General features: G+C 65.9%; 26 protein-coding genes and 1 tRNA gene. 5 read left to right on the top strand and 22 right to left on the bottom strand.

Going from position 1 to position 22,032, the window contains the following annotated elements:
* Positions 1-2: 2 nt before the first annotated feature.
* The 6 genes from VJ162_RS01225 to VJ162_RS01200 are packed head-to-tail and all read right to left on the bottom strand — an operon-like array spanning position 3 to position 2,867.
* Positions 3-614, bottom strand: coding sequence for a J domain-containing protein (locus tag VJ162_RS01225; RefSeq protein WP_324661857.1), 612 nt, complete (start codon positions 612-614; stop codon positions 3-5).
* A gap of 53 nt (positions 615-667) precedes the next feature.
* Positions 668-1,426 (bottom strand): proteasome assembly chaperone family protein, encoded by a 759-nt coding sequence (locus VJ162_RS01220; protein ID WP_324661856.1) that lies wholly within the window; start codon positions 1,424-1,426, stop codon positions 668-670.
* A gap of 5 nt (positions 1,427-1,431) precedes the next feature.
* A complete protein-coding gene (locus tag VJ162_RS01215; RefSeq protein ID WP_324661855.1) occupies positions 1,432-1,614 on the bottom strand; it encodes an RNA-protein complex protein Nop10 in 183 nt (60 codons plus the stop codon).
* A complete protein-coding gene (locus VJ162_RS01210; RefSeq protein ID WP_324661853.1) occupies positions 1,611-2,411 on the bottom strand; it encodes a translation initiation factor IF-2 subunit alpha in 801 nt (266 codons plus the stop codon). The genes VJ162_RS01215 and VJ162_RS01210 overlap by 4 nt, the downstream gene beginning before the upstream one ends.
* Position 2,412: 1 nt before the next feature.
* Entirely contained in the window at positions 2,413-2,586 is a 174-nt protein-coding gene (locus VJ162_RS01205; RefSeq protein ID WP_310899394.1) for a 30S ribosomal protein S27e, read from the bottom strand.
* Between the two features lie 2 nt (positions 2,587-2,588).
* On the bottom strand, positions 2,589-2,867 hold the full coding sequence (locus VJ162_RS01200) for a 50S ribosomal protein L44e (protein ID WP_324661851.1): 279 nt from the start codon (positions 2,865-2,867) through the stop codon (positions 2,589-2,591).
* 317 nt (positions 2,868-3,184) lie between these two features.
* Here VJ162_RS01200 and VJ162_RS01195 point away from each other — a divergent pair, with 317 nt between their 5' ends.
* The gene (locus tag VJ162_RS01195) at positions 3,185-3,445 is read left to right on the top strand and encodes an HAH_0734 family protein (protein WP_324661850.1); all 261 of its coding nucleotides are present in this window, start codon (positions 3,185-3,187) and stop codon (positions 3,443-3,445) included.
* Between the two features lie 173 nt (positions 3,446-3,618).
* Here the strand turns inward: VJ162_RS01195 and VJ162_RS01190 are convergent, their stop codons facing one another.
* A complete protein-coding gene (locus VJ162_RS01190; protein ID WP_324661848.1) occupies positions 3,619-5,946 on the bottom strand; it encodes a DUF2298 domain-containing protein in 2,328 nt (775 codons plus the stop codon).
* Positions 5,947-6,046: 100 nt separating this feature from the next.
* Here VJ162_RS01190 and VJ162_RS01185 point away from each other — a divergent pair, with 100 nt between their 5' ends.
* The 3 genes from VJ162_RS01185 to VJ162_RS01175 all read left to right on the top strand — a co-directional run bounded on the left by VJ162_RS01185 (position 6,047) and on the right by VJ162_RS01175 (position 7,436).
* Positions 6,047-6,814, top strand: coding sequence for a glycosyltransferase (locus VJ162_RS01185; protein WP_324661847.1), 768 nt, complete (start codon positions 6,047-6,049; stop codon positions 6,812-6,814).
* Positions 6,811-7,293, top strand: coding sequence for a GtrA family protein (locus VJ162_RS01180; RefSeq protein WP_324661846.1), 483 nt, complete (start codon positions 6,811-6,813; stop codon positions 7,291-7,293). The genes VJ162_RS01185 and VJ162_RS01180 overlap by 4 nt, the downstream gene beginning before the upstream one ends.
* 68 nt (positions 7,294-7,361) lie before the next feature.
* A tRNA-Met gene (locus tag VJ162_RS01175) sits at positions 7,362-7,436 on the top strand.
* Between the two features lie 508 nt (positions 7,437-7,944).
* Here the strand turns inward: VJ162_RS01175 and hpt are convergent.
* From hpt to VJ162_RS01100, 15 genes are all read right to left on the bottom strand, one after another.
* The gene (gene hpt / locus VJ162_RS01170; RefSeq protein ID WP_324661845.1) at positions 7,945-8,514 is read right to left on the bottom strand and encodes a hypoxanthine/guanine phosphoribosyltransferase; all 570 of its coding nucleotides are present in this window, start codon (positions 8,512-8,514) and stop codon (positions 7,945-7,947) included.
* A gap of 407 nt (positions 8,515-8,921) precedes the next feature.
* Entirely contained in the window at positions 8,922-9,482 is a 561-nt protein-coding gene (locus tag VJ162_RS01165) for a DUF7344 domain-containing protein (protein WP_324661844.1), read from the bottom strand.
* Positions 9,483-9,642: 160 nt separating this feature from the next.
* On the bottom strand, positions 9,643-10,086 hold the full coding sequence (locus VJ162_RS01160) for a type IV pilin N-terminal domain-containing protein (RefSeq protein WP_324661843.1): 444 nt from the start codon (positions 10,084-10,086) through the stop codon (positions 9,643-9,645).
* 9 nt (positions 10,087-10,095) lie between these two features.
* A complete protein-coding gene (locus tag VJ162_RS01155; protein ID WP_324661841.1) occupies positions 10,096-10,458 on the bottom strand; it encodes a type IV pilin N-terminal domain-containing protein in 363 nt (120 codons plus the stop codon).
* 135 nt (positions 10,459-10,593) lie between these two features.
* Positions 10,594-12,375 (bottom strand): Na(+)/H(+) antiporter subunit D, encoded by a 1,782-nt coding sequence (locus VJ162_RS01150; RefSeq protein WP_324661840.1) that lies wholly within the window; start codon positions 12,373-12,375, stop codon positions 10,594-10,596.
* The gene (locus VJ162_RS01145; protein WP_324661839.1) at positions 12,375-14,075 is read right to left on the bottom strand and encodes a proton-conducting transporter transmembrane domain-containing protein; all 1,701 of its coding nucleotides are present in this window, start codon (positions 14,073-14,075) and stop codon (positions 12,375-12,377) included. The genes VJ162_RS01150 and VJ162_RS01145 overlap by 1 nt, the downstream gene beginning before the upstream one ends.
* Positions 14,072-15,583 carry a monovalent cation/H+ antiporter subunit D family protein gene (locus VJ162_RS01140; RefSeq protein ID WP_324661838.1) on the bottom strand — a complete coding sequence of 504 codons (1,512 nt, stop codon included), beginning with the start codon at positions 15,581-15,583 and terminating at the stop codon, positions 14,072-14,074. The genes VJ162_RS01145 and VJ162_RS01140 overlap by 4 nt, the downstream gene beginning before the upstream one ends.
* The gene (locus VJ162_RS01135; protein ID WP_324661837.1) at positions 15,576-15,950 is read right to left on the bottom strand and encodes a cation:proton antiporter subunit C; all 375 of its coding nucleotides are present in this window, start codon (positions 15,948-15,950) and stop codon (positions 15,576-15,578) included. Before VJ162_RS01135 ends, VJ162_RS01140 begins: the two co-directional genes overlap by 8 nt.
* The gene (locus tag VJ162_RS01130; protein WP_324661836.1) at positions 15,947-16,417 is read right to left on the bottom strand and encodes a Na(+)/H(+) antiporter subunit B; all 471 of its coding nucleotides are present in this window, start codon (positions 16,415-16,417) and stop codon (positions 15,947-15,949) included. The genes VJ162_RS01135 and VJ162_RS01130 overlap by 4 nt, the downstream gene beginning before the upstream one ends.
* Positions 16,414-16,953, bottom strand: a complete 540-nt coding sequence (locus tag VJ162_RS01125; protein WP_324661835.1) for a DUF4040 domain-containing protein — start codon at positions 16,951-16,953, stop codon at positions 16,414-16,416. Before VJ162_RS01125 ends, VJ162_RS01130 begins: the two co-directional genes overlap by 4 nt.
* On the bottom strand, positions 16,950-17,261 hold the full coding sequence (mnhG, locus tag VJ162_RS01120; protein WP_324661834.1) for a monovalent cation/H(+) antiporter subunit G: 312 nt from the start codon (positions 17,259-17,261) through the stop codon (positions 16,950-16,952). The genes VJ162_RS01125 and mnhG overlap by 4 nt, the downstream gene beginning before the upstream one ends.
* Complete coding sequence (locus VJ162_RS01115; protein ID WP_324661833.1) at positions 17,258-17,533, bottom strand: cation:proton antiporter; 276 nt, start codon at positions 17,531-17,533, stop codon at positions 17,258-17,260. Before VJ162_RS01115 ends, mnhG begins: the two co-directional genes overlap by 4 nt.
* The gene (locus VJ162_RS01110; RefSeq protein ID WP_407066830.1) at positions 17,526-18,524 is read right to left on the bottom strand and encodes a monovalent cation/H+ antiporter subunit E; all 999 of its coding nucleotides are present in this window, start codon (positions 18,522-18,524) and stop codon (positions 17,526-17,528) included. Before VJ162_RS01110 ends, VJ162_RS01115 begins: the two co-directional genes overlap by 8 nt.
* Before the next feature lie 140 nt (positions 18,525-18,664).
* Positions 18,665-19,843: a bifunctional phosphopantothenoylcysteine decarboxylase/phosphopantothenate--cysteine ligase CoaBC gene (coaBC, locus tag VJ162_RS01105; protein ID WP_324661830.1), complete on the bottom strand. Its 1,179-nt coding sequence runs from the start codon at positions 19,841-19,843 to the stop codon at positions 18,665-18,667.
* A 48-nt stretch (positions 19,844-19,891) separates the two neighbouring features.
* Entirely contained in the window at positions 19,892-20,629 is a 738-nt protein-coding gene (locus tag VJ162_RS01100; protein WP_324661828.1) for an FAD-dependent oxidoreductase, read from the bottom strand.
* Positions 20,630-20,780: 151 nt separating this feature from the next.
* On the opposite strand from VJ162_RS01100, the gene pan1 reads away from it, so the two are divergent.
* Entirely contained in the window at positions 20,781-21,995 is a 1,215-nt protein-coding gene (gene pan1 / locus VJ162_RS01095; RefSeq protein ID WP_324661827.1) for a proteasome-activating nucleotidase Pan1, read from the top strand.
* Positions 21,996-22,032 lie beyond the last annotated feature (37 nt).

Genomic DNA, 22,032 nt, shown 5'->3' with positions numbered 1-22,032 from the left:
CGTTACCCCGCGTGCTGTTTCGCCAGGGTGTAGGCCTCCCGGACCCGTTTGAACTCCTCCTCGTCGCCGCCGTGGTCCGGGTGGACCTGCTTGACGCGGGCCCGGTAGGCTGATTTTACCTCGTCGACGGTCGCCGTCTCCCGCAGCCCGAGCTCGGCGAAGGCCTTTCGCGTGGGGTCGGCGGCGGGCTGTGGTTCCGGTTCGGGTTCCGGACCGACGGAGACGTCGGGCGTCTCGAAGGGGAGGCGCCGGCCCAGGGCGGCACCCGGCAGTTCGTGTTCGACCAGTACGGGCACCGTCGGCGAGCGCTCGATGCGGTAGAACGCCCGCGCGTCGAAGGTGATGGCGACGCCGCGGTCCGGGAGGTAGAAGGCGACGTCCTGGCCGGCGACCGGATGGTTCTCGGCAAAGGACTCGTCGATGGCCGTCAGGTACTCGCGTATCTCGGCCCGCCGGCGCTCCTCGCCGCCCTCGCGAACCCCGCTGTCCCGTCGCTTCGCGGGAAAGAGCCTGCCGGCAACGAGAAAGAGGACGACGACGACCAGACTGCCGGCTACCCCAAGGAGCAGTCCAAACACCAGCCACGCCGGAACGCCGCCCGGGTCTGCCTGCACGGGCCACCGTTAGGCCCGATGGCCTAAGAATCGTCCGCTTTCAGCGGCCCCGCTCACCCGATGTATCGGAGGTCTTCGTCGGCCGGCGACGGAGCCGACTGCTCTTCCATCTGCTGTATCTTGCGGACGACTTCCTCCATCTCGTCGGCGCGCTCTTCGAGCGGGTCAAAGGGGACCTCGAAGCCGACGACCTCCTGGAGAATCTCCAGGACCGCCTGTGCGCTCTTGGGGTCGACCAGATAGCCGGAGGTCTCGCCCATCAGACACGCGGCGGGGCGGTCGCGGCGCTCGCTCAGGCCCAGAAGCAGTCCGGAGACGCCGACGATGCCGCCGGCGGGTTCGTCCTCGCGGAACTCGACGCCGGCCGCTTCGAGGCGGTCGCCGAAGTCGTCGGTCGTCGTCGCGCCGAGCACGTCGTACTCCTCGATGAGCTCGCCCGTCGGGACCCCGCCCAGGGCGTACACCTCCTCGACGCCGAACTCGTCGCCGATGTCGAGGAAGGCAGTCGTGAGACCGTAGTGGCCCCCGTTGTCCTGGGCCTGGTGGTCGCCGGTGAGCACGAGCATGTCCCGTCCGTCCTCGGGGGTGACGGCGTGGAACTCGGCCGACGCAAGCTGGGTTCGCCCGTCCTCGACGCTGACCTGCGGGGGGAAATGCGTCGAGTACACGCGACGGACGAGCTCGCTGTCGAGCTCTTCGAGCAGGTGCTCGGCGGCGAGCTTGCCGACGTGGCCCACGCCGGGCAGCCCCTCAACCAGCACCGGCTCGTCGAGCGTCGGGTCCGCAAGTACCTCGATATCGAATTCGTCCATACCCCCTATTCCCGGCGTCGGCGCTTAAGAGAACGTCGATACTCGCCGTGGGGGTCAGCCGGGTCGAAGGGTGCCGGGGCGCTGTTTATCGCTTCGGCGCCACAGTCGGGACAGGTCTGCGAAAGGGTGTACACCGGGCGGTCGTGTTCGGCCCGCCAGACCGAACACACCCGGATGTCAGACTTCATTCGTCGTCTTCGTCGCGGTCGCGATGGAACTCGGCGCTGCCGCCCTCGGCCTCGACGACCGTGCGGGCGCGGGCGGCGCTCTCTTCGAGCGCGCCCTCCGCGGTCTTGTAGTCGGGGGCCTGCACCTGGATGCGGTACTCGGGCGAGCCGACGTAGGTGACCTCAAGCTGTATCTCGTCGGGCACTTCGCCGTTCCCCTCGGCGGCTTTCAGCGCGTCTTTGATGACGTCGACCCCCTCGCTGTCGGGACAGGTCAGGTCGACGTATCCCGTGACGTTGACGTAGGGGACCGAGACGTTCGAACGGGCCGTCTCGACGATGGCCTCGGTCTCGTCGGCGTCGAGGTCGGTGTCTTCGAGCGCCGACTCGCCGTGGATAGCGGCGGCCTCGAAGCCGTCGTACAGGGAGCCAAACTCGCTGAGCAGAGCGTTGGCGATGGCGCTGTATGCCTCGTCGGCGATGTCCTCGCCGAAGGCAAGCTCCATCCAGTTGTCGGCCTTCTGCTCGTTTTTCCACTCCTGTATCTTCTCCTTTCGCTGGTGGTCGTTGACGTCCTTGATCGAGAGGTCGATCTGCTGGGCGTCCTCGTCTACGTCGAGCACCTTGGCGACGACCGTCTGGCCGGTGTTGACGTGGTCACGGACGTTCTTAATCCAGCCGCTCGCGACCTCGGAGATGTGACAGAGGCCACGCTTGCCCTCGTACTCCGCCAGGTCGACGAAGACGCCGAAGTCCTCGATCTCGTCGACCTTGCCGACGACGAGTTCGCTCGGTTCCGGCCACCCGCTGTATTTCATGTTACCGGGCCTCGACGACGGCGGTCACTTCGCCCTCGATGTCGGCCTTGCCGCCGGTGGGGCGGGCGAGCGTGTGGCCACACACCGCACAGGCGACCTCGCTCGCGGCCTTCTCGAAGAGAGTCTGTTCGTTCTCGCAGTCCGGACAGGCGACGGTGACGAAACTACCTGCCATAGTTACTCCTGGAACTCCAGTCGGCCGGCGCGCCATCCCTCTCGGAGGTGGGCGCTCCCACACTCGGAACAGCGGTACTTCAGGTCCGTCTTCTTCGTGGGCTTGTCCCCGCCGGGGACCTTCGAGAACTTCCCGTCGTTCCCGATACCGGAGTTGCGCTCCCGCTGGCGGTCAATCCACTTCATGCCGTTCTGTCGGCCGGTCCGAACTTTCTCGACCTCGTGTTCGTGGTGCTCGTTACAGTGCGGACAGTACGTGTTGAAGCGTCGTGGCATCTCCATAGATATCGACCTTACAGGTCGGTTCGATATGGCTGCTTAAAACCCCGACGGTTCGGAGTTTCCACCCTCCGGTCGTGGTGCCCTCATGGGGTCCGACCCGTCTCTCCCGATTCAGTACAGCAGCGGCTCAGCAGTGTTAGAGAGACGGGGTAGGCCAGTCAGCGGTGACCCGCGTGTTGGACACGCGGACTGAAAGGTGCTGTCGGACCGTGCCGTCCACGTGGTACTCTCGCCCCCCGACGTAAAGCCCCTCCGGTCGACGCCCCAGCGTGGGCTCCTTCGAAGTGAATAAGTACGCCGTTTGCCAACTGGGAGGTATGAAGAAGCTCATCATCCGCGGGGACCCCGGCCTCCGGAAGGGCGGCCGCATCGAGTACGACGGCGAAGAGTACGAGGTCTTTGCGGTCGCTCGGCAGGGCGACTGGCACGGCCCCGACCGCGTCCAGCTGTGGTGTACCATCGGGAGCGAGGACGAACAGGAGACCTTCGCGAAACAGGAGTACATTCCGAACCACCTCGACACCGACAACATTGACGCCGAGGCCGTCACCGTCCTGCGCGAGCGGGCGGAAGCGTAATCCGCCGACTCGCTTGCGGCTTTTCACGACGGGCCACACCGCGGCCCTCTCACGGGCGCGGAGCCCAGTCCGAGCCATCGGCTGGACCGTCGGTTCCCCACGACGCGCGGTCACAGCCCTTGTATCGCACTGATACGGGAACTCCCGCTCACGAACACCGTCGACCGGTTCGGCTAGGCCGCCACCAGCGCGCTCTGATTGACGCGGTAGATGACGACCTGACCCGAGCGGTGTACCTCCGTCACGCCGTTTCGCTGGTTGACCGTGATGGTCCCGTAGCGGGCACGTTCGGCCGGCCCGTTGTAGACGTACTCGACGTCATACGTCCGTAGCAGCTCGCGCTGTCGGTCGGGGTCGCCCCGGTAGATGGCCTCGACGTCGTTGACACGCTCGTTGTAGATGCTGTTGTTGCGGTACTGGGCCTCGTGGACCCAGCCGGCCACCGTCGGAATCCCCGTCAGACTCGACGGGGCGCTGGCGCCTTTCCCCTCCGCGGGCACCCAGTAGTAGCCGGCCGGCGCCGCGGTGACGATGTTCGGCCGGCCGTCTATCTCGCGGTCCATCCAGCGGATGGCTTCGGCCTCCCCGGAGTGGGATTCGTCGAGGTACGCGGTCCCGTCGAGGGTCGCCTCTCCGGCGCGGCCGGCGTGGTTGGGCAACGCGATGGCGGCATACACCGAGGTCGAACAGACCAACAGGACGACAAAGACCGTCGTCCCGTTCCTGACAAGCCGGCGGGTCGTCTCGTCGTCCGGGCGCCAGCGCGTCAGCAACCACGCCAGTATCGGCCCGACGGCGGCGGCCCACAGCACCCACACCTGCATGTACGTCTTGAACACCGTGTTCATCCGCCCCACGTTCTCCTTGATGAAGACGAACTCTACGAGGATGACCAGGCCGGCACCCGCGACCAGCAACACCGTCTCGAAGCCGACCGAGCGCTCGCCGCCGTCGGCCAGCGCCGGAAGCGGCCCGGAGCTCGGCCGGCCGGTCGGCGACCGGGCGAACAGCCACGCGCCGACCAGCAGCGGGAGGACGAGCCCGACAGCGGCCACGTCGAGTATCGTCCCGAGTGCCACGCTTCCGAGAAAGCCAAGCCCGACGAAACGCGCCCGTCTGGTGTCGAGTGTCCGGCCGACCTGTGCGTACAGGTACAGGGCAAATGGGACGACGAAGAGCCCGTGAATCCCGACCAGCTCCGCGATGCTGCTGCGGTCGGGGAGATACGTGACCTCGCGGCCGCTGCCGACGCCCAGCCAGAAGGGAAGCGACCACAGCAGGCCCAAGATGGCGACGCCGGCGGCGACGGCGACGGCGAGTCCGATTCGGGACCCCTCGGCGGCCGCCCCGTCCCTCGGGAGCGGGTCACGGAGCGAAGCGGGCAGGAGCGTTCGCGGACTGGCCGGCGCCATAGCGACGGTCACCATGGTGAGCCCGGCGATAGACGGGAACGACCACGTGTTCGTCACCGCCATCAGCCCGCCGACAGCTGGAATCGCCCCAAAGAGGAGTGCCAGCCGCCGCCGGCGCTCCTCGGCCGGCGTCTGGTAGTAGCTGAAACACAGCGCCGCCGTCAGGACGAGAAAGCCCGTACTCATCATGTGAGCGTGGAGGTCCCCGTTGAGCCAGGCAAAGAGCGGGAACTCGTTGACGCTGTACCCCCTCGCGGGCGTGTACGTCGCGAAGTCGGAGGGGTCGTCCGTGATGACGCGGCTGGCGTCCCAATAGTAGAACTCGCCCGGGCCGTTTGCGAGCCCGCTGAGTTCGTAGCCGGCCGCGCCGGCGACCCACCGGGCGACGCCGTCCGGCAACAACCAGAGCAGCGCGCGGGCCGGGGTCGTGAGGTTGCTCGCGACGCCGACGAAAAAGGCCGAGAGCCCGGCGGCGAGGCGGCGGGGGATGTCCCGGGCGGCCGCGACGGCGCCAGCCAGCCCGTAGACACCCGTCACCAGCGTGGCGTAAAAGCCCGCCAGCGCGAGGTTGTAGGCGTACTGGCCGGCCGTCCCGGTCAGCCTGGTGAGAATCGCCGTCAGCAGGTGCCCACCGTAGTAGTAGGCGACCGGCTCGCCGGCGAACCACATGTCCTCCGGTGGGAGGGTATCGGTCCGCAGCAGCGACTGGACCAGCCCGAAATCGAGGAACTTCTCGCCGGCCAGCGGTGAGATGGCCGGGTCGAGTGCGCGGATCCACACCACGAACAGGAAGACGGCGGCGAAGACGGCAGCGACCTCACCGAACGAGCGGAGATCGACCGGTTCGCGGCGATAGGCCACCGCAATCGCGGCAGCGACCAGCGCCGCCACCCCGAGCCAGATGCCGGCCGTTATCGAGAACCGACCGAGGAAGTACGTAGACAGCCACAGCACCACCAGAGCTACGGGTAACCCGAACGCGATACCGCGGTCGGCAAAGCGGGGAAACAGCGCCGACGCGACAGTCGCACCGACGTAGGCCAGGAGAAGATAAAGAGCGAGCCAGAGGGCAACGAGACCGTACTCCATCAAAGGATAAGAGTTGGGGGACACCGTATACGTTTTTTGATTCACCCCGCCCCCACGCGTTCCGAACTGTTTTTACTCGCTGACGGTACAGAGTGATACGATGTCGACGACCGTCGGTGTAGTTGTCCCGGCCTTCCGTCCTGACGTGGAGGAGCTGCGGCGGTACGTGACCGCCATCAAGGAGACGCTGGACCCGGAGACGGTCGTCATCGAACTCGACGCACCCAAGGAGGGCGTCAAAGCACAGCTCAGCGACCTGCCGGCCGTCGTCGAAACCGTGCCGTACCGGCGCGGCAAGGGGGCCGCAATCACGGCCGGGTTCGAGGTCCTGGAGACGGACGTGCTGGCGTTTGCCGACGCCGACGGCTCGACCCCGGCCGACTCGCTGGCCTCGGTGGTCGACCGGGTGAGCTCCGGGACGGCCGACCTCGCCGTCGGGTCGCGCCGTCACCCCGACTCGGAGGTCGCCAGCCACCAGACGCTCGCCCGCCGGTTCCTGGGCGACGGTTTCGCGTGGCTCGCCGGCTCCCTCCTTACGGTTTCGCTGCACGACTACCAGTGCGGCGCAAAGGCCATCAGCGCCGGGGGGTGGGAGCAGGTCCGTTCGCACCTCTACGAGCCCGGCTTCGCCTGGGATGTCGAACTCGCCGCCATTGCGGGCGCGCTCGACCTCCGCGTCGCCGAGGTGCCCATCAGCTGGGAGGACCGCCCCGGCTCGACCGTCTCGCCGGTCCGGGACTCGGTAGCGCTGTTCCGGGCGTTGCTATCTGCCAGGCACCGCGCGAAACAGCTGAGCGACGACCGGCTCCACACGGTCATCGCCGCGGCCCGCGAACAGCCCACCGCCCTCATCGAACGGGACCGATGAGCGTCGGTGACCGGCTCCGCGGGCTGGTCCCCGAGCGCTTCGAAGCGCTCGTCTCCGGGGTGCGGTTCGGTCAGTTTCTCTCGGTCGGCATCGTCGGCGCCATCAGCGACAACGCGGTACTGGCGGTGCTGGGACTGGCCTTCGGCGTCCCCGACCTCTGGGCGAAAGCCGCCGGCGTCGAGACCGCCATCGTCGTGATGTTTCTGGTCAACGAGCACTGGACCTTCTCGGGGGACGGCGAGGCCGGCCTGCGACCGTTCCTCGAGCGGCTGGGGAAATCCCACCTCGTCCGGACCGGCGGTGTCACCGTCCAGCTAGTCGTCTACTGGCTGTTGACCCAACAGCTGACGGTCGAGCTGGTGGTCGCCGGCCGGGACCTGTGGTTCATCGCCGCCAGCCCCATCGCCATCGCCGCCGCCATGTCGGTCAACTACGTCTTCGAGAGCCTCTTTACCTGGCAGGTCCATCAGGACGAGTAGTGCGTCAGTAATTCACGGACGGCAACCGAATCACAAGTCTTAATGAGGGCACTCGGGTATGAACAGGTAGCGGGATGGGATAGCCAGGAGATTCCGGCGGGCTCATAACCCGCAGATCGGTAGTTCAAATCTACCTCCCGCTATTTTCTGACGACACAACGACGAGGAGCAAAGCGACGAGTCCTGTGTCGTTGATAATCGAACGGAGTAGATTTGAAGAAGACCACGAGCGACGGGCGGGAGCGACGTGGGCGTAGTTCAAATCTACCTCCCGCTATTTCTGACGGACTCACTTCACAGCGAGGCGGTTTATCGCCGAGCGATACGTGAGTCAGTCGTCGCAGCGTAGATTTGAACCCTGCAAGACGCAGCGCGAACGGCGTGAGCGACCGTCCTGCTCCGGTTCAAATCTACCGCCCGCTATATTCTCTCGCTCACAACTCCGTGAGCGACGAACCCGTTCGAAGGAGACCACGCTAGCCCAGCGAGTCACGCTCCGCTGGTGGGCTGTGTACAGTTCGGTATCACAACGTAGCTACGCGTCTCGCACGCAGCGGGCTGAGACGCCTGCGAACCGGGTGAGGGAAGACGAGCAGTCTCGTGTTGATGTTTCCGGCCGACAATGCAAAAATCCGCGACCGCGCTGGCCCCTCACCCGTCGCCGTACTCGTCCGTGATTACCACTTCGCCGTCCTCGACGACGACGTTGATGAGCGTCTTGGCCTCGTAGCCGGCCTCGTCGAGCTTGTTCTGGCCGTCGTCTTTCTTGATGACACAGACGACATCGCAGATGTCCGCGCCGATGTCCTCCAGCGCACCGGTCAGTGCCGCCAGCGTCCCGCCCGTCGAGAGCACGTCGTCGAGCACGAGCACGCGGTCGCCGTCGTAGACGTCGTTGACGTACATCTCGTTCTCCGAGTAGCCCGTGACCTGCGAGAGTGCGACCTCGCCGTCGAGACCGTACTGGCGCTTGCGGACCACCACGAGCGGGATGTCGGTCATCAGCGACACCGCCGTCGAGATGTGGATGCCCATCGCCGCCGGCGTGACGATCTTGTCTACGTCTTCGAGTTCGGCCTTGCGGATGATCTTGATGACGATCTCGCGCAGCAGTTCGGGCCGCAACATCGGCACGCCGTCGCTGATCGGGTGAACGAAGTAGTGATACCCCTCCTTCTCGATGATTGGCGCGTCGAGCAACGACTCCTGCAGCTTTTCCATATCGAGGGTTCTGCGAGGCCCTACTAAAGTTCGTCGTCAGCGGTCGGCAGGCGGCTGGGAAAACCGACAGCCGCCTGGCCTCGCCAGCGTTGCCACTGGCCGACCGATACAAAGGAAAAGCGTCGCCGCGTGCCGATTCAGGGGGTAGTTAGCTTAGCACTCGGCGACGATGTGCGAGCCACTACCGTCCGGGTTGTTCCAGCGGACTTGCTCGTCACCGCCTATAGCTACTGCTCAAGAAATGCCCACCAGCGGAGAGATATGTCGAGGGTTTTGAGACCAAGACTTTCAGCGTTCAGCAGCACCTTGGACGCCATCAACAGCGCCCTGTACGGCTGCAACTCGGTCTCACTATTGAGACAGATAGCAGGGAGCCCGACAGTCGCCCAATCGAGCCCGAGGAGTCCTCAGCGCCTGTCGTCCTCGACGAACTCCGTCAGCGTCATCTCCCGAGCCACGAGGGTGTGATACAGCGCCGACAGCGTGAGCACGACGGCAAAGAGCGTGCCCCACACGAGCGGCGGGATGAGCGTGAAGGGGTAGACGCCGACCCACAGCACGGTCACGATGGCGAGGCTGATGGCGCCAATAGAGAGGTAGTACTCGCGCCACGGGAACTCCCCTTCCGGGACAATTTCCAGGTAGACCGTCAGCTCCTCCGTGTGGTCGGTGGTCGTGATGACGCCGTCATCGCTGTCGTAGTCGACGATACCCGCCTCGTCCATCTGCGGGAGGTGGGACTGCTGGAGTGTGGTGTAGACGCGCTTGCGCTGAGCGCTGGTAACCTCCTCGCAGTCGCAGTCGTACTCCGCGGCGGCGACGTGGTCGGCGAGATCACCCAGCGAGACTGGTCCACCGTGTTCGCGGAGATACTGGAGGACGTAGCGGCGACGCTCGTTGTGGAGGACATCGAATATCTCCTCGTTCGAGAGGCCGTCGTCCGCCTCGCGGCGTACCTGCTGGCTCATCTGGCGATCTCACCTTGACCCCGCGACGGTACCATCCTACCCGCCAGTGAGAGGTATGAGATAATAATATTGGCGGTCATAAATGTATGAGGAAAGATACGTATCTCCAAGACAGGTCTTGGAAAGTAGTCCCACCATCCAAAATATGGCTATGGAGATTTTACGCGTCGGGACCGTCCCAGTTTCCGATGGTCGCGCTATTATCTCCGTTACTGTCCTGCCAGATGACCCGGACCGTGTCACCGCTCTCAACGCCCGTATACGTATACGAGCTTCCTGCAGTTATGTCTGCATCGCCCGCGGTCTCGCTCCCGTCCCAGTCAATACCTGGACCTTCATTGCTACCGGAACTCGCACCTCGCAGCGCAATTTCGGATTCGGGTATCGCGTCACCGCCTTCGTGGGTTATCGTAAGATCGTTGGCTGAGCTATCGTAGTCGAAGTCGAAGTTTGCTTGTGGTGCACTATTACTTAGTGAGTCACCGAGTCCGAGCACGAACGTCGCGATAACGGCCGCGAGGATAACTGTGATAGCGACCATCAGGATGACACCTATGACCGGCGATACTGCGTCGTCGTTCGTTAATAGTTCTTTGAAGTTCATCATTCGGGATTAGCAGCTCTCCGAACGGAGCGTTGCCGAGCTACCCTGGTCGCTCCAAGTGAGTGGTGCTTCAAAGTCGCTATCTATAGTATCGCCAGCAGTTATAGAGGTATCTGAATTGGTGACCCCATCATCATCATCGGCGTCATCCAATTTAGTACCGTCCAGCTCGTCTCCACCATCGTGAAGAAGAGTAGTACTATCTTCACACGTGAAACTAGCCTGCGGCGCGGTGTTACTCAGCGAGTCACCGAGACCGAGCACGAACGTTGCAATCACTGCAGCGAGGATGACTGTGATTGCGACCATCAGGATGACCCCAATGACCGGCGATACCGCGTTGTCGTCTTGTAGTAGTTCTTTCAGATTCATAGTCGTGTCCGACACGAACTGAAGGGTACCATGCGGATACCAGTTGCGCCCCAGCCGTGTCCCTAGCGGTGATATTGGGACAGGAGTGTATAAAGGTACAGCACTAATTATCCGCTGTGAGAATACCTTTAACACTCAGGCCAAGAACAATAAGACTACTGTCACGAAGACGGCGAGGACGAGAATACTGAGCCCGATACCCGCTCGGAGCGGGTTTGAGCTCTCGCCGCCGACCACCCGGTCGTAGACGGTATCAGGATTTGTAACCGAGCTGACCACAGTGCCCGCTCCCGCGACGGCCGCCCGGTCAGCAGCGGCGTAGAGTTCGGTGAGACCGACGACCAGACCGCGGGTGCCGTAGAACACGGCCGGGTTCGTGAGACGGTCGATGTCGGGGACCCGCCCGAGTTTCGAGAGGGGCTTTTTCGTGATAGCGAAGCCGACGAGCCCGGCCACGGCGAGGACGAGCCCCTCGACGATGTGCTCGACCGTGTAGGTCGTGTAGGCGTGCGAGACGACGGCCTCGCTGGTCACGTCGAAGGGCAGCAGTGCGAACAGGGCGCCGTCGAAGAGCCCGTAGGCGACACAGAGAGCGGCGACGCCGACCATCGCGACGGCCTGGCCGCGGTTCGCGTCCGCCACATCCCCGTCGTACTCGCCGTGGAAGAAGGCGTAGTAGCCGAACTTGATGAACGACATGAACGTGCCGACGCCGCCGATGTAGAGCAGCCACTCCAGAGTCGTCAGGCCGCCGACGTACACCGGGCCGTGGGGGAAGTCGTAGTGGCTCGCCGCGATGACGATACCCTTCGAGACGAAGCCGTTGAAGCCGGGGAAGCCGGCGATAGAGAGGGCCGCGACGGTAAAGGCCCCCGCCGTGATGGGCATCTGTCGGGCCAGCCCGCCGAGTTTCTTCAGGTTCTCCTCGCCGGTCCGGTAGACGACGACGCCGGCGGTCATAAAGAGCAGTCCCTTGTAGAGGATGTGGTTGAACACGTGGGCAAAGGCGCCGGCCTGGGACAGGGCCGACCCGATGCCGACGCCGGCTATCATGTAGCCGACCTGGGACTGGATGTGATAGGAGAGCAGCCGGCGCATGTCGTTCTGGAACAGCGCGAAGGTCGCGCCGAAGACGGCCATCCCGCCACCCATGTAGGCGATGGCGACGTGGCCGTCCGGGAACGCCCGGTACATCCCGTAGACGCCGGTCTTCGTGGTGAACACACAGAGGAAGACGCTGGCGGCGATGTGTGGCCGGGGGTAGGTGTCGGGCAGCCAGGCGTGCAGGCCGATGAAGCCGACGTTGACGCCGATGCCGACGGCCGCAAGCGCCGCCGGCAGCCCCGGCACGATACCGGCGGTCTCGGGCCCGCCGGGCACCGAACCAAACAGGAAGGTGCCCTTGATGGCGTAGTTCTGGAGGATTGCAGCCATCAGGAGAGTCCCGCCGATACCGTGGAAGATAGCGTAGCGGAATCCGGCCCGTATCGCCGCCCCGCGGTAGTGCCAGACGAGCAGCGTGCTCGTGACGGCCATCAGCTCCCAGAAAAAGAGGAGGGTGAGCCAGTCACCGGCAAAGACCGCGCCGAAGCTGGTGGCGACGTAGGAGTAAGCAAAGGCGGTCTGGACGCTCTCTGCCTCGCTGGCGTACGAATACAGCACCGCCGCGATACCGATGATGCCGAAGATGACGCCCATCAGCCGGGAGAAGTCATCGACGTTCAACAGGACCGCGTCGAAGCCCAGGAACGTCGTCCGGAGGAAGGCACCGGAGGGGACGACCCACGCCCAGGCCAGGGCGGCCCCGGAGGCGGCGATGCCAAGCGCGTGGCCGGCCCGCCGCGGCAGGACGGCGATGAGGACGGCGACGGCCAGCAGAACGACGACGGGCGGAACGGTCGTAAGGGGACCCGCCATCAGAGCGCCACCCCCGGCAGACCGCCGACAACTGTCTCAACGATGCGGAGGAAGACCGCCAGTCGCGGCGCGATACCGAGCGCCAGCGAGAGGGTCGCCGCCGTCAGGATGGGTCCGAGCATGAACCAGGTGCTCTCCCCGCCCAGCCAACCGCGCCGGTCCCAGCCGCCCTCGGGCGGCCCGCCGTGGTGTTCGTGGTCCTCCTCAAACTTCCCGAGGTGGTCGACGTGTTCGGGTTCGGGCGCCGGCTCGTCAGTTTCGACCGCCCCGTCCGTTTCCGTGACTGGCTCCTCGCGGCCCTCTCCACCGTCGGGCCGCACCGCTTCGCTCCCGCCCAGCAGGCCGCTGATGAGCGGCTTGTCGTCGTGGTGCTCGGGCGTCTCGAAGTACGCCTGGTAGACGATGGGCCAGAAGTACGCGATGTTGAGGATGCCCGAGACCAGCAGCGCGGCGGCGAAGACCGTCTGGCCGCCCTCCAAGGCCCCGATGACGAGATACCACTTGCTGACGAAGCCGGCCACGAGCGGGATGCCGGCCATCCCTGCCGCGGCGACGGCGAAGGCCGCCATCGTCAGCGGCATCCGGGCTCCGATACCGGCCATGTCGCTGATGTCGTCCGTGTGGGTCTCGACGTGGATGGCCCCCGCACAGAAGAACAGGGTGAGCTTCATGAACGCGTGAGCGGGGATGTGGAGCAGCCCGCCGATGAGGGCGTTCCCCTCCAGCAGGGCGAGCCCGAGGACGATGTAGGAGAGCTGGCTGATGGTGGAGTAGGCCAGCCGGCGCTTGAGGTTGTCCTGGCGCAAGGCGATGACGCTGGAGGCAAGCAGGGTGAAGGCAGCGACCGCAGCGAGTGGCAGCGCGACCCCGAGGTCGGCCATGAGGTCGGTGCCGAAGACGTCCAGCACGATGCGAGCGATGCCGAAGATGCCGCTCTTGACGACGGCGACGGCGTGCAGCAGTCCCGACACCGGGGTCGGCGCGACCATGGCGTCGGGCAGCCAGGAGTGGGCCGGCATCAGCGCGGCTTTCACGCCGAAGCCGGCCGCAAGCAGAGCGAATGCGGCCTTCGCCAGCGTCGGGTCCGCCGTCGCGAGCGCCTCGATACCGCCCGGCGTGAACGCAGTGGTGCCGGTCAGGAAGTAGACCAACAGGGTGCCACCGAGGACGGCGACGCCGCCGCCGAAGGTGTAGGTCAGATACTTTCGGCCGGCTGCGCGGGCCTCGTCGGTCTCGTCGTGGGTGACCAGCGGGTACGTCGACACCGTTAGCAGCTCGTAGAAGACAAAGAGTGTCAGGAGGTTCGCGCCGAAGGCCACGCCGATGGCGGAGGCGACGCTGGCCGCGAAGGAGGCGAAGTATCTGGTCTGGGCGTGTTCGCTCAGCCCGCGCATGTAGCCGATGGAGTAGAAGCTCGTGACGAGCCACAGCAGGCTCGCGAGCAGGCCAAAGAGAACACCGAGCGCGTCGGCACGCAAGACGAGCGAAAGGCCGTTACCGAAGTCGGCGATGTCGGTGACGTACACCGTCCCCGAGAGGACACCGGGGACCATGCTGCCGACGATGGCGAGCTTGGACCCGGCCACGAGAAGGGTGACGCCCTCGCGGACGTTCGGCCGGGATTTAAGCGAGAGGATGACGGGGATAGCCAGCGCGCTCACGAGTACGGCGGCCAGTGGTCGGATGGATGGTTCTATCATTGTAGGAGTGAGGGCAGCGTCTCGATCAGGAGCTGTTCGAGCGCCGGGACGGCGGCGGTCAGCGCGACCGCGAGGACGGCGGCGACGACGACGACGGCGAGCATCCCGGTCGAGACGCCCGTAGCGCCGTCGGGCTGTGAGTCCGACTCGGGCCTCTCACCGCCGTCGGCCACGGCCCCCTCCTCGCGGATGGTCGGCTCGGCGAAGTAGAGCCGCTCGCCGAGGCGGGCGAAGTAGGCGAGTGTCAGCAGCGTACTGAGCAGGAGGACGCCGACGACAGGCCACAGCTGGGCCTCGACGGCGCCCACGAGGATGTACCACTTCCCGACGAACCCGATAGCGGGCGGGACGCCGACCATCCCCAGCGCGAGGACAGTGAAGGCGCCGGCGGCGACCGGCGTCCGGGTACCCATCCCGGCGTAGCCCCCGAGCGTGGTCGCGCCGGTCTCGCGTTCGATGATGCCACTTGCGGCAAAGAGGCCGCCTTTCATCACGGCGTGGCCGACCAGGTGGACGGTCGCGCCGACGACGGCGAGAGGGGTCGCGACGGCGAAGCCGGCGATGACGAGGCCGAACTGCGACACCGAGGAGTACGCAAGCATCCGCTGGACGCTGGACTGGGAGACTGCAAGCGCCGAGCCGGCGACGATGCTGACCGACGCGACGGCGATAAGGGCCCAGCGGGCCGCGGGCACCGCCGTCAGGAACTCCACGGTAAAGACCGAGAACAGCAGTCGGGCGAGGGCATACGCCGACACCGTCGAGACGAGTGCCGAGATGAACGCGCTGACGCTGTCCGGGGAGTTCGCGTACGCGTCGGGCTGCCACGTGTGTAAGGGAAACAGCGCGACCTTGACTGTGAGCCCGCCGACCATCAGCCCGAACGCAGTCAGGACCAGCGTCGAGTCGTAGCCGACGGCGGCGAGTTTCGCGCTCATGTCCGCCATGTTGAGCGTCCCGGTCGCTGCCAGCGCGTAGCCGACGCCCAGCAGGTACAGCGACGCGCCGACGGTGCCGACGATGAGGTACTTCAGGGCCGCGACGGCCCCACTTGCCTCGCGGCCGCTGGCGACGAGGCCGTAGGCCGCGAGGCCGGTAATCTCCAGGAACACGTAGAGGTTGAACACGTCGCCGGTCACGGTCATCCCCGTGAGCCCGGTGACGAGCAGGAGGAACTGGCTGTAGAAGGTGTTCTCGTGTGGGCCGGCGTGGCGCGCGTACGCGAGTACGCCAAGCGAGATGGCGCTGATGAGGGCGACGACGGCGACGGTGAGCCCGTCGACGACGAGTTCGATGCCGTAGGGTATGGTGAAGCCGCCGACGGCGTAGCTGACGACGCCACCGGTCCGGACCTCGCGGACGAGCAGGCCCGCGAGCGCGGCGTGGACAAGCATCGTGACGGCGGCGATGGTCCAGCCGGCACGGTCGGTGTAGAGGCTCGCCACGAGCGGGACGGCGGCCCCGACTATCGGTACGACGACAAGCAGGACGGGGAGATGGTCAATCATAGTAGAGCTCCTCCAGCGTGTCTTCGTCGAGCGTTCCGTACTCCGAGTAGATGCGAACGATAAGCGCAAGCGCCACCGCAGTGAGGGCCACGCCGACGACGATGGCGGTCAGGATGAGCACGTGTGGCAGCGGACTCACGTAGGGGCCGCCACCGTCCGTCACGACCGGCGGGTTCCCGCCGGTGCGGTAGGCCAGCGTGACGAAAAACAGGAAGATACCCGTCTGGAAGATGTTCATCCCGATGACTTTCTTCACGAGGTTGGGCGACTCGATGAGGGTGTACAGCCCGATACCCAGCAACAGCACAACGGCGTAGTAGTTGTACCGGCTCGTCAGCAGGTCCAACTGGAGCGGGTCGGCCGTCATCGCTCGCCCTCCGTGTCCGTGACGTGGCCGAAGCCGGCAGCCAGCACGAAAAAGAGCCCGATGGCGACGCTTGCCACGATGCCGCCGATGCCCAGTTCGACCAGCTCGATGCCGTACTTGCTGGCCTTGTAGTAGTACGGTTCGTAGACGTTGTACTGGAGGAACTGCCCGCCCAGCGCCATCGCGCCGAGACCGATACCAGCAAAGACGAAGACGCCACCCGAGGCAAGCGCCGCGACGATGCGCACGTCGAGCCACTGCCGAGTGGAGTCTATACCGAAGGCGAAAGCGAGCATCATCACGACCGAGCCCGCGATGACGCCGCCCTGGAACCCGCCGCCGGGCGTGTCCGCCCCGTGGAACATGATGAAGAGGGCAAACGTGAGGACGAACGGGGCGACGACCCGTACGGTGGTCATGATGATGGTCGACTCGACGTACAGCCCCGGCCGCTCGTCGGCGCTCATGCGAACACCTCCCGGCGAAGCACGGAGAGGGCGACGACGCCGGCCGAGAAGACCACGACGGCCTCCCCGAGCGTGTCGAAGCCCCGATAGGCCGCGAGCACTGCCGTCACCGCGTTGTGGACCTGTGTCTCCTTGTAGGCGTTCGCCAGGTAGTACTGGGTGACCTCCCCCCCGACGACGGGTGCGGTCGGGTCGCCGATGGCCGGCAGCGACGGGACGGTCGCCCCCAGTACGAGGACGAACGCGCCGACGAGGGCGACCGTCCGCCAGCGGACCGACTCGAACAGGCTGTCGGCGTCCGGCGTGACCGTGTTAGCAAGTGCCAGCAGGAACAGGATGGTCATGATGCCGGCGCCGACGGCGGCCTCGGTCAGCCCCACGTCCGGGGCCTGGAGGACGAGCCAGATGATGGAGATGCCCAGGCTGTAGGCGGCAAAGGCGATGACCGACGCCATCGTGTCCTTCAGCAGCGCCGTCCCGAGCGCACAGCCGATGACGAACACCAGCAGGGACCCCTCCAACAGCGACAGACTCATTGGTCGTCCTCCGTGGTCCACGGTTCGATTCCCTGGTCCTCCGCGGCCCGGGCGATGGCGTGGGCCGCCGTTGGGTTCGTGAGGAACATGAACACGACAAGGAAGACTGCTTTGATCGTCGAAAGCCCCGTCTCCAGGGCCAGAGCGACCGCGGCGATGGTCAGTACCGCCCCGAGCGTGTCGCTTTTCGACGCCGCGTGTGCACGTGTGTAGATATCGGGCATCCTGACGATGCCGACGGCGGCGACGCCGCCGAAGAAGGCCCCCAGCACGGCGAGGACGACGATGGCCCACTCGACAGGTGTCATAGCACACCTCCGTGCTCGACGTTGAACTTCGAGAACGCGATAGAGAGCAGGAAGTTGAGCAAGGCATAGACGAGCGCCACGTCGAGGAAGGTCGACTCGTCGAAGGCCGCCGCGACCAGGGCGATGGCTATCACCGTGTTCGTGCCGGCGACGTTGACGGCGATGACTCTATCGTGGATGGTCGGGCCGACGAACACCCGGTAGAGGGCGACGACCGCAAAGAGTACGAACGCCGCGGCGACGGCGAGCAGGGCGGTCGAAAAGTCAACCATCGCTGTGGCCCCCGTCGTCCCCGCGTTCGCGGGGCGTGGCGATAGCGGCCGCCTCGCGGCCGTAGAAGACGAACCGCACGGCCCGTTCCAGCCCGCCGTCAAAGAGGTCCCCGCGTGCGCCTGCAGTCAGCGAGTGGATGGTAAAGGCGCGGTCGGAGACGCTTACAGTCAGCGTGCCGGGCGTGAGGGTGATGCTGTTTGCCAGCGTCGTCACGGCGGTGTCGCCCCAGACGGCAGCCCGGAGTTCGACGACTTCCGGGTCGATGGGGAGGGACGGATGCAGGACGACGTAGGCTATCTGGAGGTTCGCGACGGCGATTTCCTTCAGGAGATACGGCGCGTAGATGAGCATCCTGACGGTCTGTTTGCCGATGCGTACAAAGGAGGGCTGGTCGCTGAACGCGACCGGGGCGAGCAGGACGGCGACCAGGGCCGCAGTGAGGGTGCCGGTGGCGAAGTCGATCGGTTTCCACGACGAAAGCAGCATGTAAAACAGGAACGAGGCACCGAACACGGCGAGGTACTTCGGAAGCGACGCCGCACGGGCCACGACCGTCCGCTCGGTCCGGCGCTCGACGGGCGCCTCCTCGATATCGACCTCGCCGCGGGCGAGTTCGATAGTGAGCGGGCGCAACATGGGGGCCGCGCCGCCGGGGCTGTACTCGGGGTCCAGTACGATGCGGTCGATTCCCCGCTCGTCGGCGTACGCGAGCAACACGTCGGCGTAGTCGCCGGGACTGAACAGGTACTGGTCGGCGCCGACGACGTCGGTGACGAGTGTCAGGTTCGCGGGTCGTTCCCCGGCCGTGTCCTCGTCGACCCAGGCCTCGACGCGGTCGAGCAGGTCGCTTGCGGCGGCCAGTTCCTCGGGGGCGTCCGGGTCGACCGCGCGGGTCGAGGCGACGTCGACGACGTGGAGCTCGACCGGCCGGTTGTCGGCCGCTTCGATGGCCGCGTCGACGGCGTACGCGACGGTGTTTCGCACCGTCACGGAGTCGGCGACGGGTACCAACAGACGAAAGGCGTCGGAAGTAGTCACGATAGTTTCTGAGAGTCCTGTCTCTGTGTGTCTAAGCGGCTCTACAGTCGTTACCGGAAGCGAGCGTCGGGATACGCAAAACTATTTCGCAATCACTCGACCGCGGATGGCTGTTCGCCCAGTTTTCCGGCCAATTTCTCCGCGACGGCGAGTCCGAGGCCCCCCTTGTCGCCGGTGTACTCGTCGTGGCGCTTGCCCTCTACGAGCAGCGCCCGAGTCGTCTCGCTTCCCATCACGCTCGCGTCGTTGGCGACGACGAATGCGAGGTCGACACGCGCTCTGAGTTCGCGAGCCCGAGCGACCAGCGCATCGTCATCGCCCGCCGACTCGACCTTGAAGCCGACGATCGGCAGGTCCGGGTGGTCGGTCCGGACGGTGTCGATGAGCTTCGGGGTGGGTTCGAGTTCGAGGGTCAGCCGGGCCTGGCCGCTGCGTATCTTCTCGTCGGCGGCCTCGACGGTGTAATCCGAGATAGCGGCGGCGGAGACGAGCGCGTCGGCGTCGCCGGCGACCTCGGCGACGGCGGCGGTCATCTCCGCGGCCGACTCCACGCCCTCGACGGTCGCGTAGGGCACGTCCGGCCCGTCGTGGACGAGCGTCACGTCGGCTCCGAGGACGTGACAGGCCCGCGCGACCGCCCGGCCGGTCCGGCCCGAGGCGCGGTTCGAGAGGGTCCGCACGGGGTCGACCGACTCCGTGGTCGCCCCGGCGGTGACGACGACGTGTCGGCCGTCGAGGGGTCGGTCGCCCGCCGCCCGCGCGACCGCGGTGACGATGGCCTCCTCGGTCGCGACCTTGGCTTTCCCCTCCTCGATTCGGGGGTCGACGAAGTCGACTCCCCAGGACTCGACCCGTTCGATAGCGTCCAGCACGCCCGGATGGTCGTACATCGGTTCGTGCATCGCGGGCGCGACGACGACGGGGACGCCCGCGCCGAGTGCCGTCGTCGCCGTCGTCGTCACCGGCGTGTCGTCGACTGCGGCGGCGACCTTCCCGACGGTGTTGGCCGTCGCCGGCGCGAGCAAGAGCACGTCCCCCCAGCCGTCGGCGCCACACAGCTCGACGTGTTCGACCCGGCCCGTGAGCTCGGTCACCACGTCGTTCTCGGTGGCGAACTCGACGGCCCACGGGTGGACGATGCCCGTCGCGCTGTCGGTCATGACCGCCCGGACCTGGGCCCCCTGTCGGCGAAGCTCGTGGGCCAGTTCCACCGTCTTGACCGCCGCGATGGAGCCCGAGACCCCGAGGACGACGTTGACTCCCTCCAACATGGAATCGTCTTGGCCGTCGCGGCCTAAAAGTCCGACCGTCTCTGCGCTCTAGTCATCGTTGGCGACACTCGGATGCATCGTCGGCTCGCCCGGGTGTGGCTCGGCGAAGGCCTCGCGCATCCGCTCCAGCGACTCGGCTTCCCGCCGCTTGCGTTCGGCGTCGTCTATCTCCTCACAGCCCGGCGGGACCTCGCGGTCCCGCTCCGTGAAGTAGCCCTCGGGGACCGTCCAGTCGTGGTAGAACTTCGCGTCGCTGTCCTCGACGACGGCGATACCCACCTGGGCGCCGTCACCGGCGGCGACGACGGTCTGGTGGTGTTTTTCCGCCAGGCGACCCGCCGCGTACAGCCCGTCGACCGAGGTCGAGCCGAACTCGTCGACGCCGACGAAGGTCTTGGAGCCGCGGTCGAGGAAGTCCACGTCCAGCCCCTCCAGATACGTCGCGTCGGACCACGAGGCCGCGACGACGTAGTCCGCCTCGTAGCCCTCGCCGTCGGCGTCGACGAGTTCGAACGCCCCGCCGTCACGGGTCACGCGCTGGACTCGCCCGTCGGCGAACTCGACCCCCGCGTCGGCGGCCTGTTCTTCCAGCAGTTCGAGGAGGAGCCGGGGGTTGACGCCGGCCGGGAAGCCGGGGAAGTTCTCCAGGTGGGCGTTGCGTTCCAGTATCGACTCGCCGGTCGAGACGACGGTCGTCGCGAGGCCGGCCCGGGCGGTAAAGAGGGCCGCCGAGAGCCCCGCGACGCCGCCGCCGACGACGACGACGGAGGTGGTCTGTGATGCCATAGGTGGCCTAGCCCCGGACCCGGCAGAAAGCTACCGATTCGGCAGGTGCCACAGGAGTGCCGTGTTCGAACGTTTCCGGGCCGCTACGCCCGCTTTCGGTATGTGGCACTACCCGAAGCCTCTTAATGATTCACCTACTAATAGGGGCATAATGACCGACACCGTCGACGAGGTGGACCTGCCGTATGACGAGGGTGCCTCGATGCAACAGAAGATAGAGTCGCTGCAGGAGCGCCTGGAGGTGCTCGAATCGCAAAACGAGGAGATGCGTGACAAGTTGCTGGACGCCAACGCCGAGAACAACAAGTACCAGCAGAAGCTAGAGCGGCTGACCCACGAGAACAAGAAGCTCAAGCAGTCGCCGCTGTTTGTCGCCACGGTCCAGGAGCTCAACGACGACGGTGCCATCATCAAGCAACACGGCAACAACCAGGAGGCCCTGACGGAGGTCACAGACGAGATGCGGGAGGACCTCGCACCCGACGACCGCGTCGCCGTCAACAACTCGCTGTCCATCGTCAAACAGCTCAACGACGAGACGGACGTACGCGCACGCGTGATGCAGGTTGACAAGTCCCCGGACGTCACCTTCGCCGACATCGGCGGCATCGAAGAGCAGATGGCAGAGGTCCGCGAGACCGTCGAGATGCCCCTGACCAGCCCGGGGATGTTCGAGGACGTGGGTATCGAACCACCGAGCGGCGTCCTGCTGCACGGCCCGCCCGGCACCGGCAAGACGATGCTCGCCAAGGCCGTCGCAAACGAGACCGACGCCACCTTCATCAAGATGGCCGGCTCCGAGCTGGTTCACAAGTTCATCGGCGAGGGCGCCAAGCTCGTCCGCGACCTCTTCGAACTGGCCCGCCAGGAGGAGCCCGCCGTCGTCTTCATCGACGAGATCGACGCCATCGCCGCCAAGCGAACCGACTCCAAGACCTCCGGGGACGCCGAGGTCCAGCGGACGATGATGCAGCTGCTCTCGGAAATGGACGGCTTCGACGACCGCGGCGACATCCGCATCATCGCCGCCACCAACCGCTTCGATATGCTCGACCGCGCCATCCTCCGACCCGGCCGGTTCGACCGCCTCATCGAGGTCCCCAACCCCGACGCCGAGGGCCGCGAGCAGATCTTCCAGATCCACACCCGCAGCATGAACGTCGCCGACGACGTGGAGTTTTCCGACCTCGCCGCCGAGATCGACGACGCCTCCGGCGCCGACATCAAGGCCATCTGTACCGAGGCCGGGATGTTCGCCATCCGCGACGACCGCACGGAGGTCCGGATGTCGGACTTCCACGACGCCTGGGAGAAAATAGAGCAAGACGAGGCCGAAGACGAGGACGTCTCGAAGACGTTCGCCTAGACCCGGTTTCGACGCCCGTTCCAGAACACGGAAAGCC

The organism is Haloarcula sediminis, from assembly GCF_035656455.1.
GTDB lineage: Archaea > Halobacteriota > Halobacteria > Halobacteriales > Haloarculaceae > Haloarcula > Haloarcula sediminis.
This window is presented reverse-complemented; position numbering and strand designations above follow the sequence as displayed.

Coding starts and splice junctions, on each gene's coding strand:
- VJ162_RS01165 (WP_324661844.1), bottom strand. CDS start 9,482: ATGAGCCAGCAGGTACGCCGCGAGGCGGACGACGGCCTCTCGAACGAG.
- VJ162_RS01150 (WP_324661840.1), bottom strand. CDS start 12,375: ATGGCGGGTCCCCTTACGACCGTTCCGCCCGTCGTCGTTCTGCTGGCC.
- mnhG (WP_324661834.1), bottom strand. CDS start 17,261: ATGACACCTGTCGAGTGGGCCATCGTCGTCCTCGCCGTGCTGGGGGCC.
- VJ162_RS01215 (WP_324661855.1), bottom strand. CDS start 1,614: ATGAAGTCTGACATCCGGGTGTGTTCGGTCTGGCGGGCCGAACACGAC.
- VJ162_RS01125 (WP_324661835.1), bottom strand. CDS start 16,953: ATGAGTCTGTCGCTGTTGGAGGGGTCCCTGCTGGTGTTCGTCATCGGC.
- VJ162_RS01180 (WP_324661846.1), top strand. CDS start 6,811: ATGAGCGTCGGTGACCGGCTCCGCGGGCTGGTCCCCGAGCGCTTCGAA.
- VJ162_RS01210 (WP_324661853.1), bottom strand. CDS start 2,411: ATGAAATACAGCGGGTGGCCGGAACCGAGCGAACTCGTCGTCGGCAAG.
- VJ162_RS01220 (WP_324661856.1), bottom strand. CDS start 1,426: ATGGACGAATTCGATATCGAGGTACTTGCGGACCCGACGCTCGACGAG.
- VJ162_RS01195 (WP_324661850.1), top strand. CDS start 3,185: ATGAAGAAGCTCATCATCCGCGGGGACCCCGGCCTCCGGAAGGGCGGC.
- coaBC (WP_324661830.1), bottom strand. CDS start 19,843: ATGTTGGAGGGAGTCAACGTCGTCCTCGGGGTCTCGGGCTCCATCGCG.
- VJ162_RS01160 (WP_324661843.1), bottom strand. CDS start 10,086: ATGAACTTCAAAGAACTATTAACGAACGACGACGCAGTATCGCCGGTC.
- VJ162_RS01100 (WP_324661828.1), bottom strand. CDS start 20,629: ATGGCATCACAGACCACCTCCGTCGTCGTCGTCGGCGGCGGCGTCGCG.
- VJ162_RS01135 (WP_324661837.1), bottom strand. CDS start 15,950: ATGACGGCCGACCCGCTCCAGTTGGACCTGCTGACGAGCCGGTACAAC.
- pan1 (WP_324661827.1), top strand. CDS start 20,781: ATGACCGACACCGTCGACGAGGTGGACCTGCCGTATGACGAGGGTGCC.
- VJ162_RS01145 (WP_324661839.1), bottom strand. CDS start 14,075: ATGATAGAACCATCCATCCGACCACTGGCCGCCGTACTCGTGAGCGCG.
- VJ162_RS01130 (WP_324661836.1), bottom strand. CDS start 16,417: ATGAGCGCCGACGAGCGGCCGGGGCTGTACGTCGAGTCGACCATCATC.
- VJ162_RS01185 (WP_324661847.1), top strand. CDS start 6,047: ATGTCGACGACCGTCGGTGTAGTTGTCCCGGCCTTCCGTCCTGACGTG.
- VJ162_RS01115 (WP_324661833.1), bottom strand. CDS start 17,533: ATGGTTGACTTTTCGACCGCCCTGCTCGCCGTCGCCGCGGCGTTCGTA.
- VJ162_RS01205 (WP_310899394.1), bottom strand. CDS start 2,586: ATGGCAGGTAGTTTCGTCACCGTCGCCTGTCCGGACTGCGAGAACGAA.
- hpt (WP_324661845.1), bottom strand. CDS start 8,514: ATGGAAAAGCTGCAGGAGTCGTTGCTCGACGCGCCAATCATCGAGAAG.
- VJ162_RS01200 (WP_324661851.1), bottom strand. CDS start 2,867: ATGGAGATGCCACGACGCTTCAACACGTACTGTCCGCACTGTAACGAG.
- VJ162_RS01190 (WP_324661848.1), bottom strand. CDS start 5,946: ATGGAGTACGGTCTCGTTGCCCTCTGGCTCGCTCTTTATCTTCTCCTG.
- VJ162_RS01155 (WP_324661841.1), bottom strand. CDS start 10,458: ATGAATCTGAAAGAACTACTACAAGACGACAACGCGGTATCGCCGGTC.
- VJ162_RS01140 (WP_324661838.1), bottom strand. CDS start 15,583: ATGATTGACCATCTCCCCGTCCTGCTTGTCGTCGTACCGATAGTCGGG.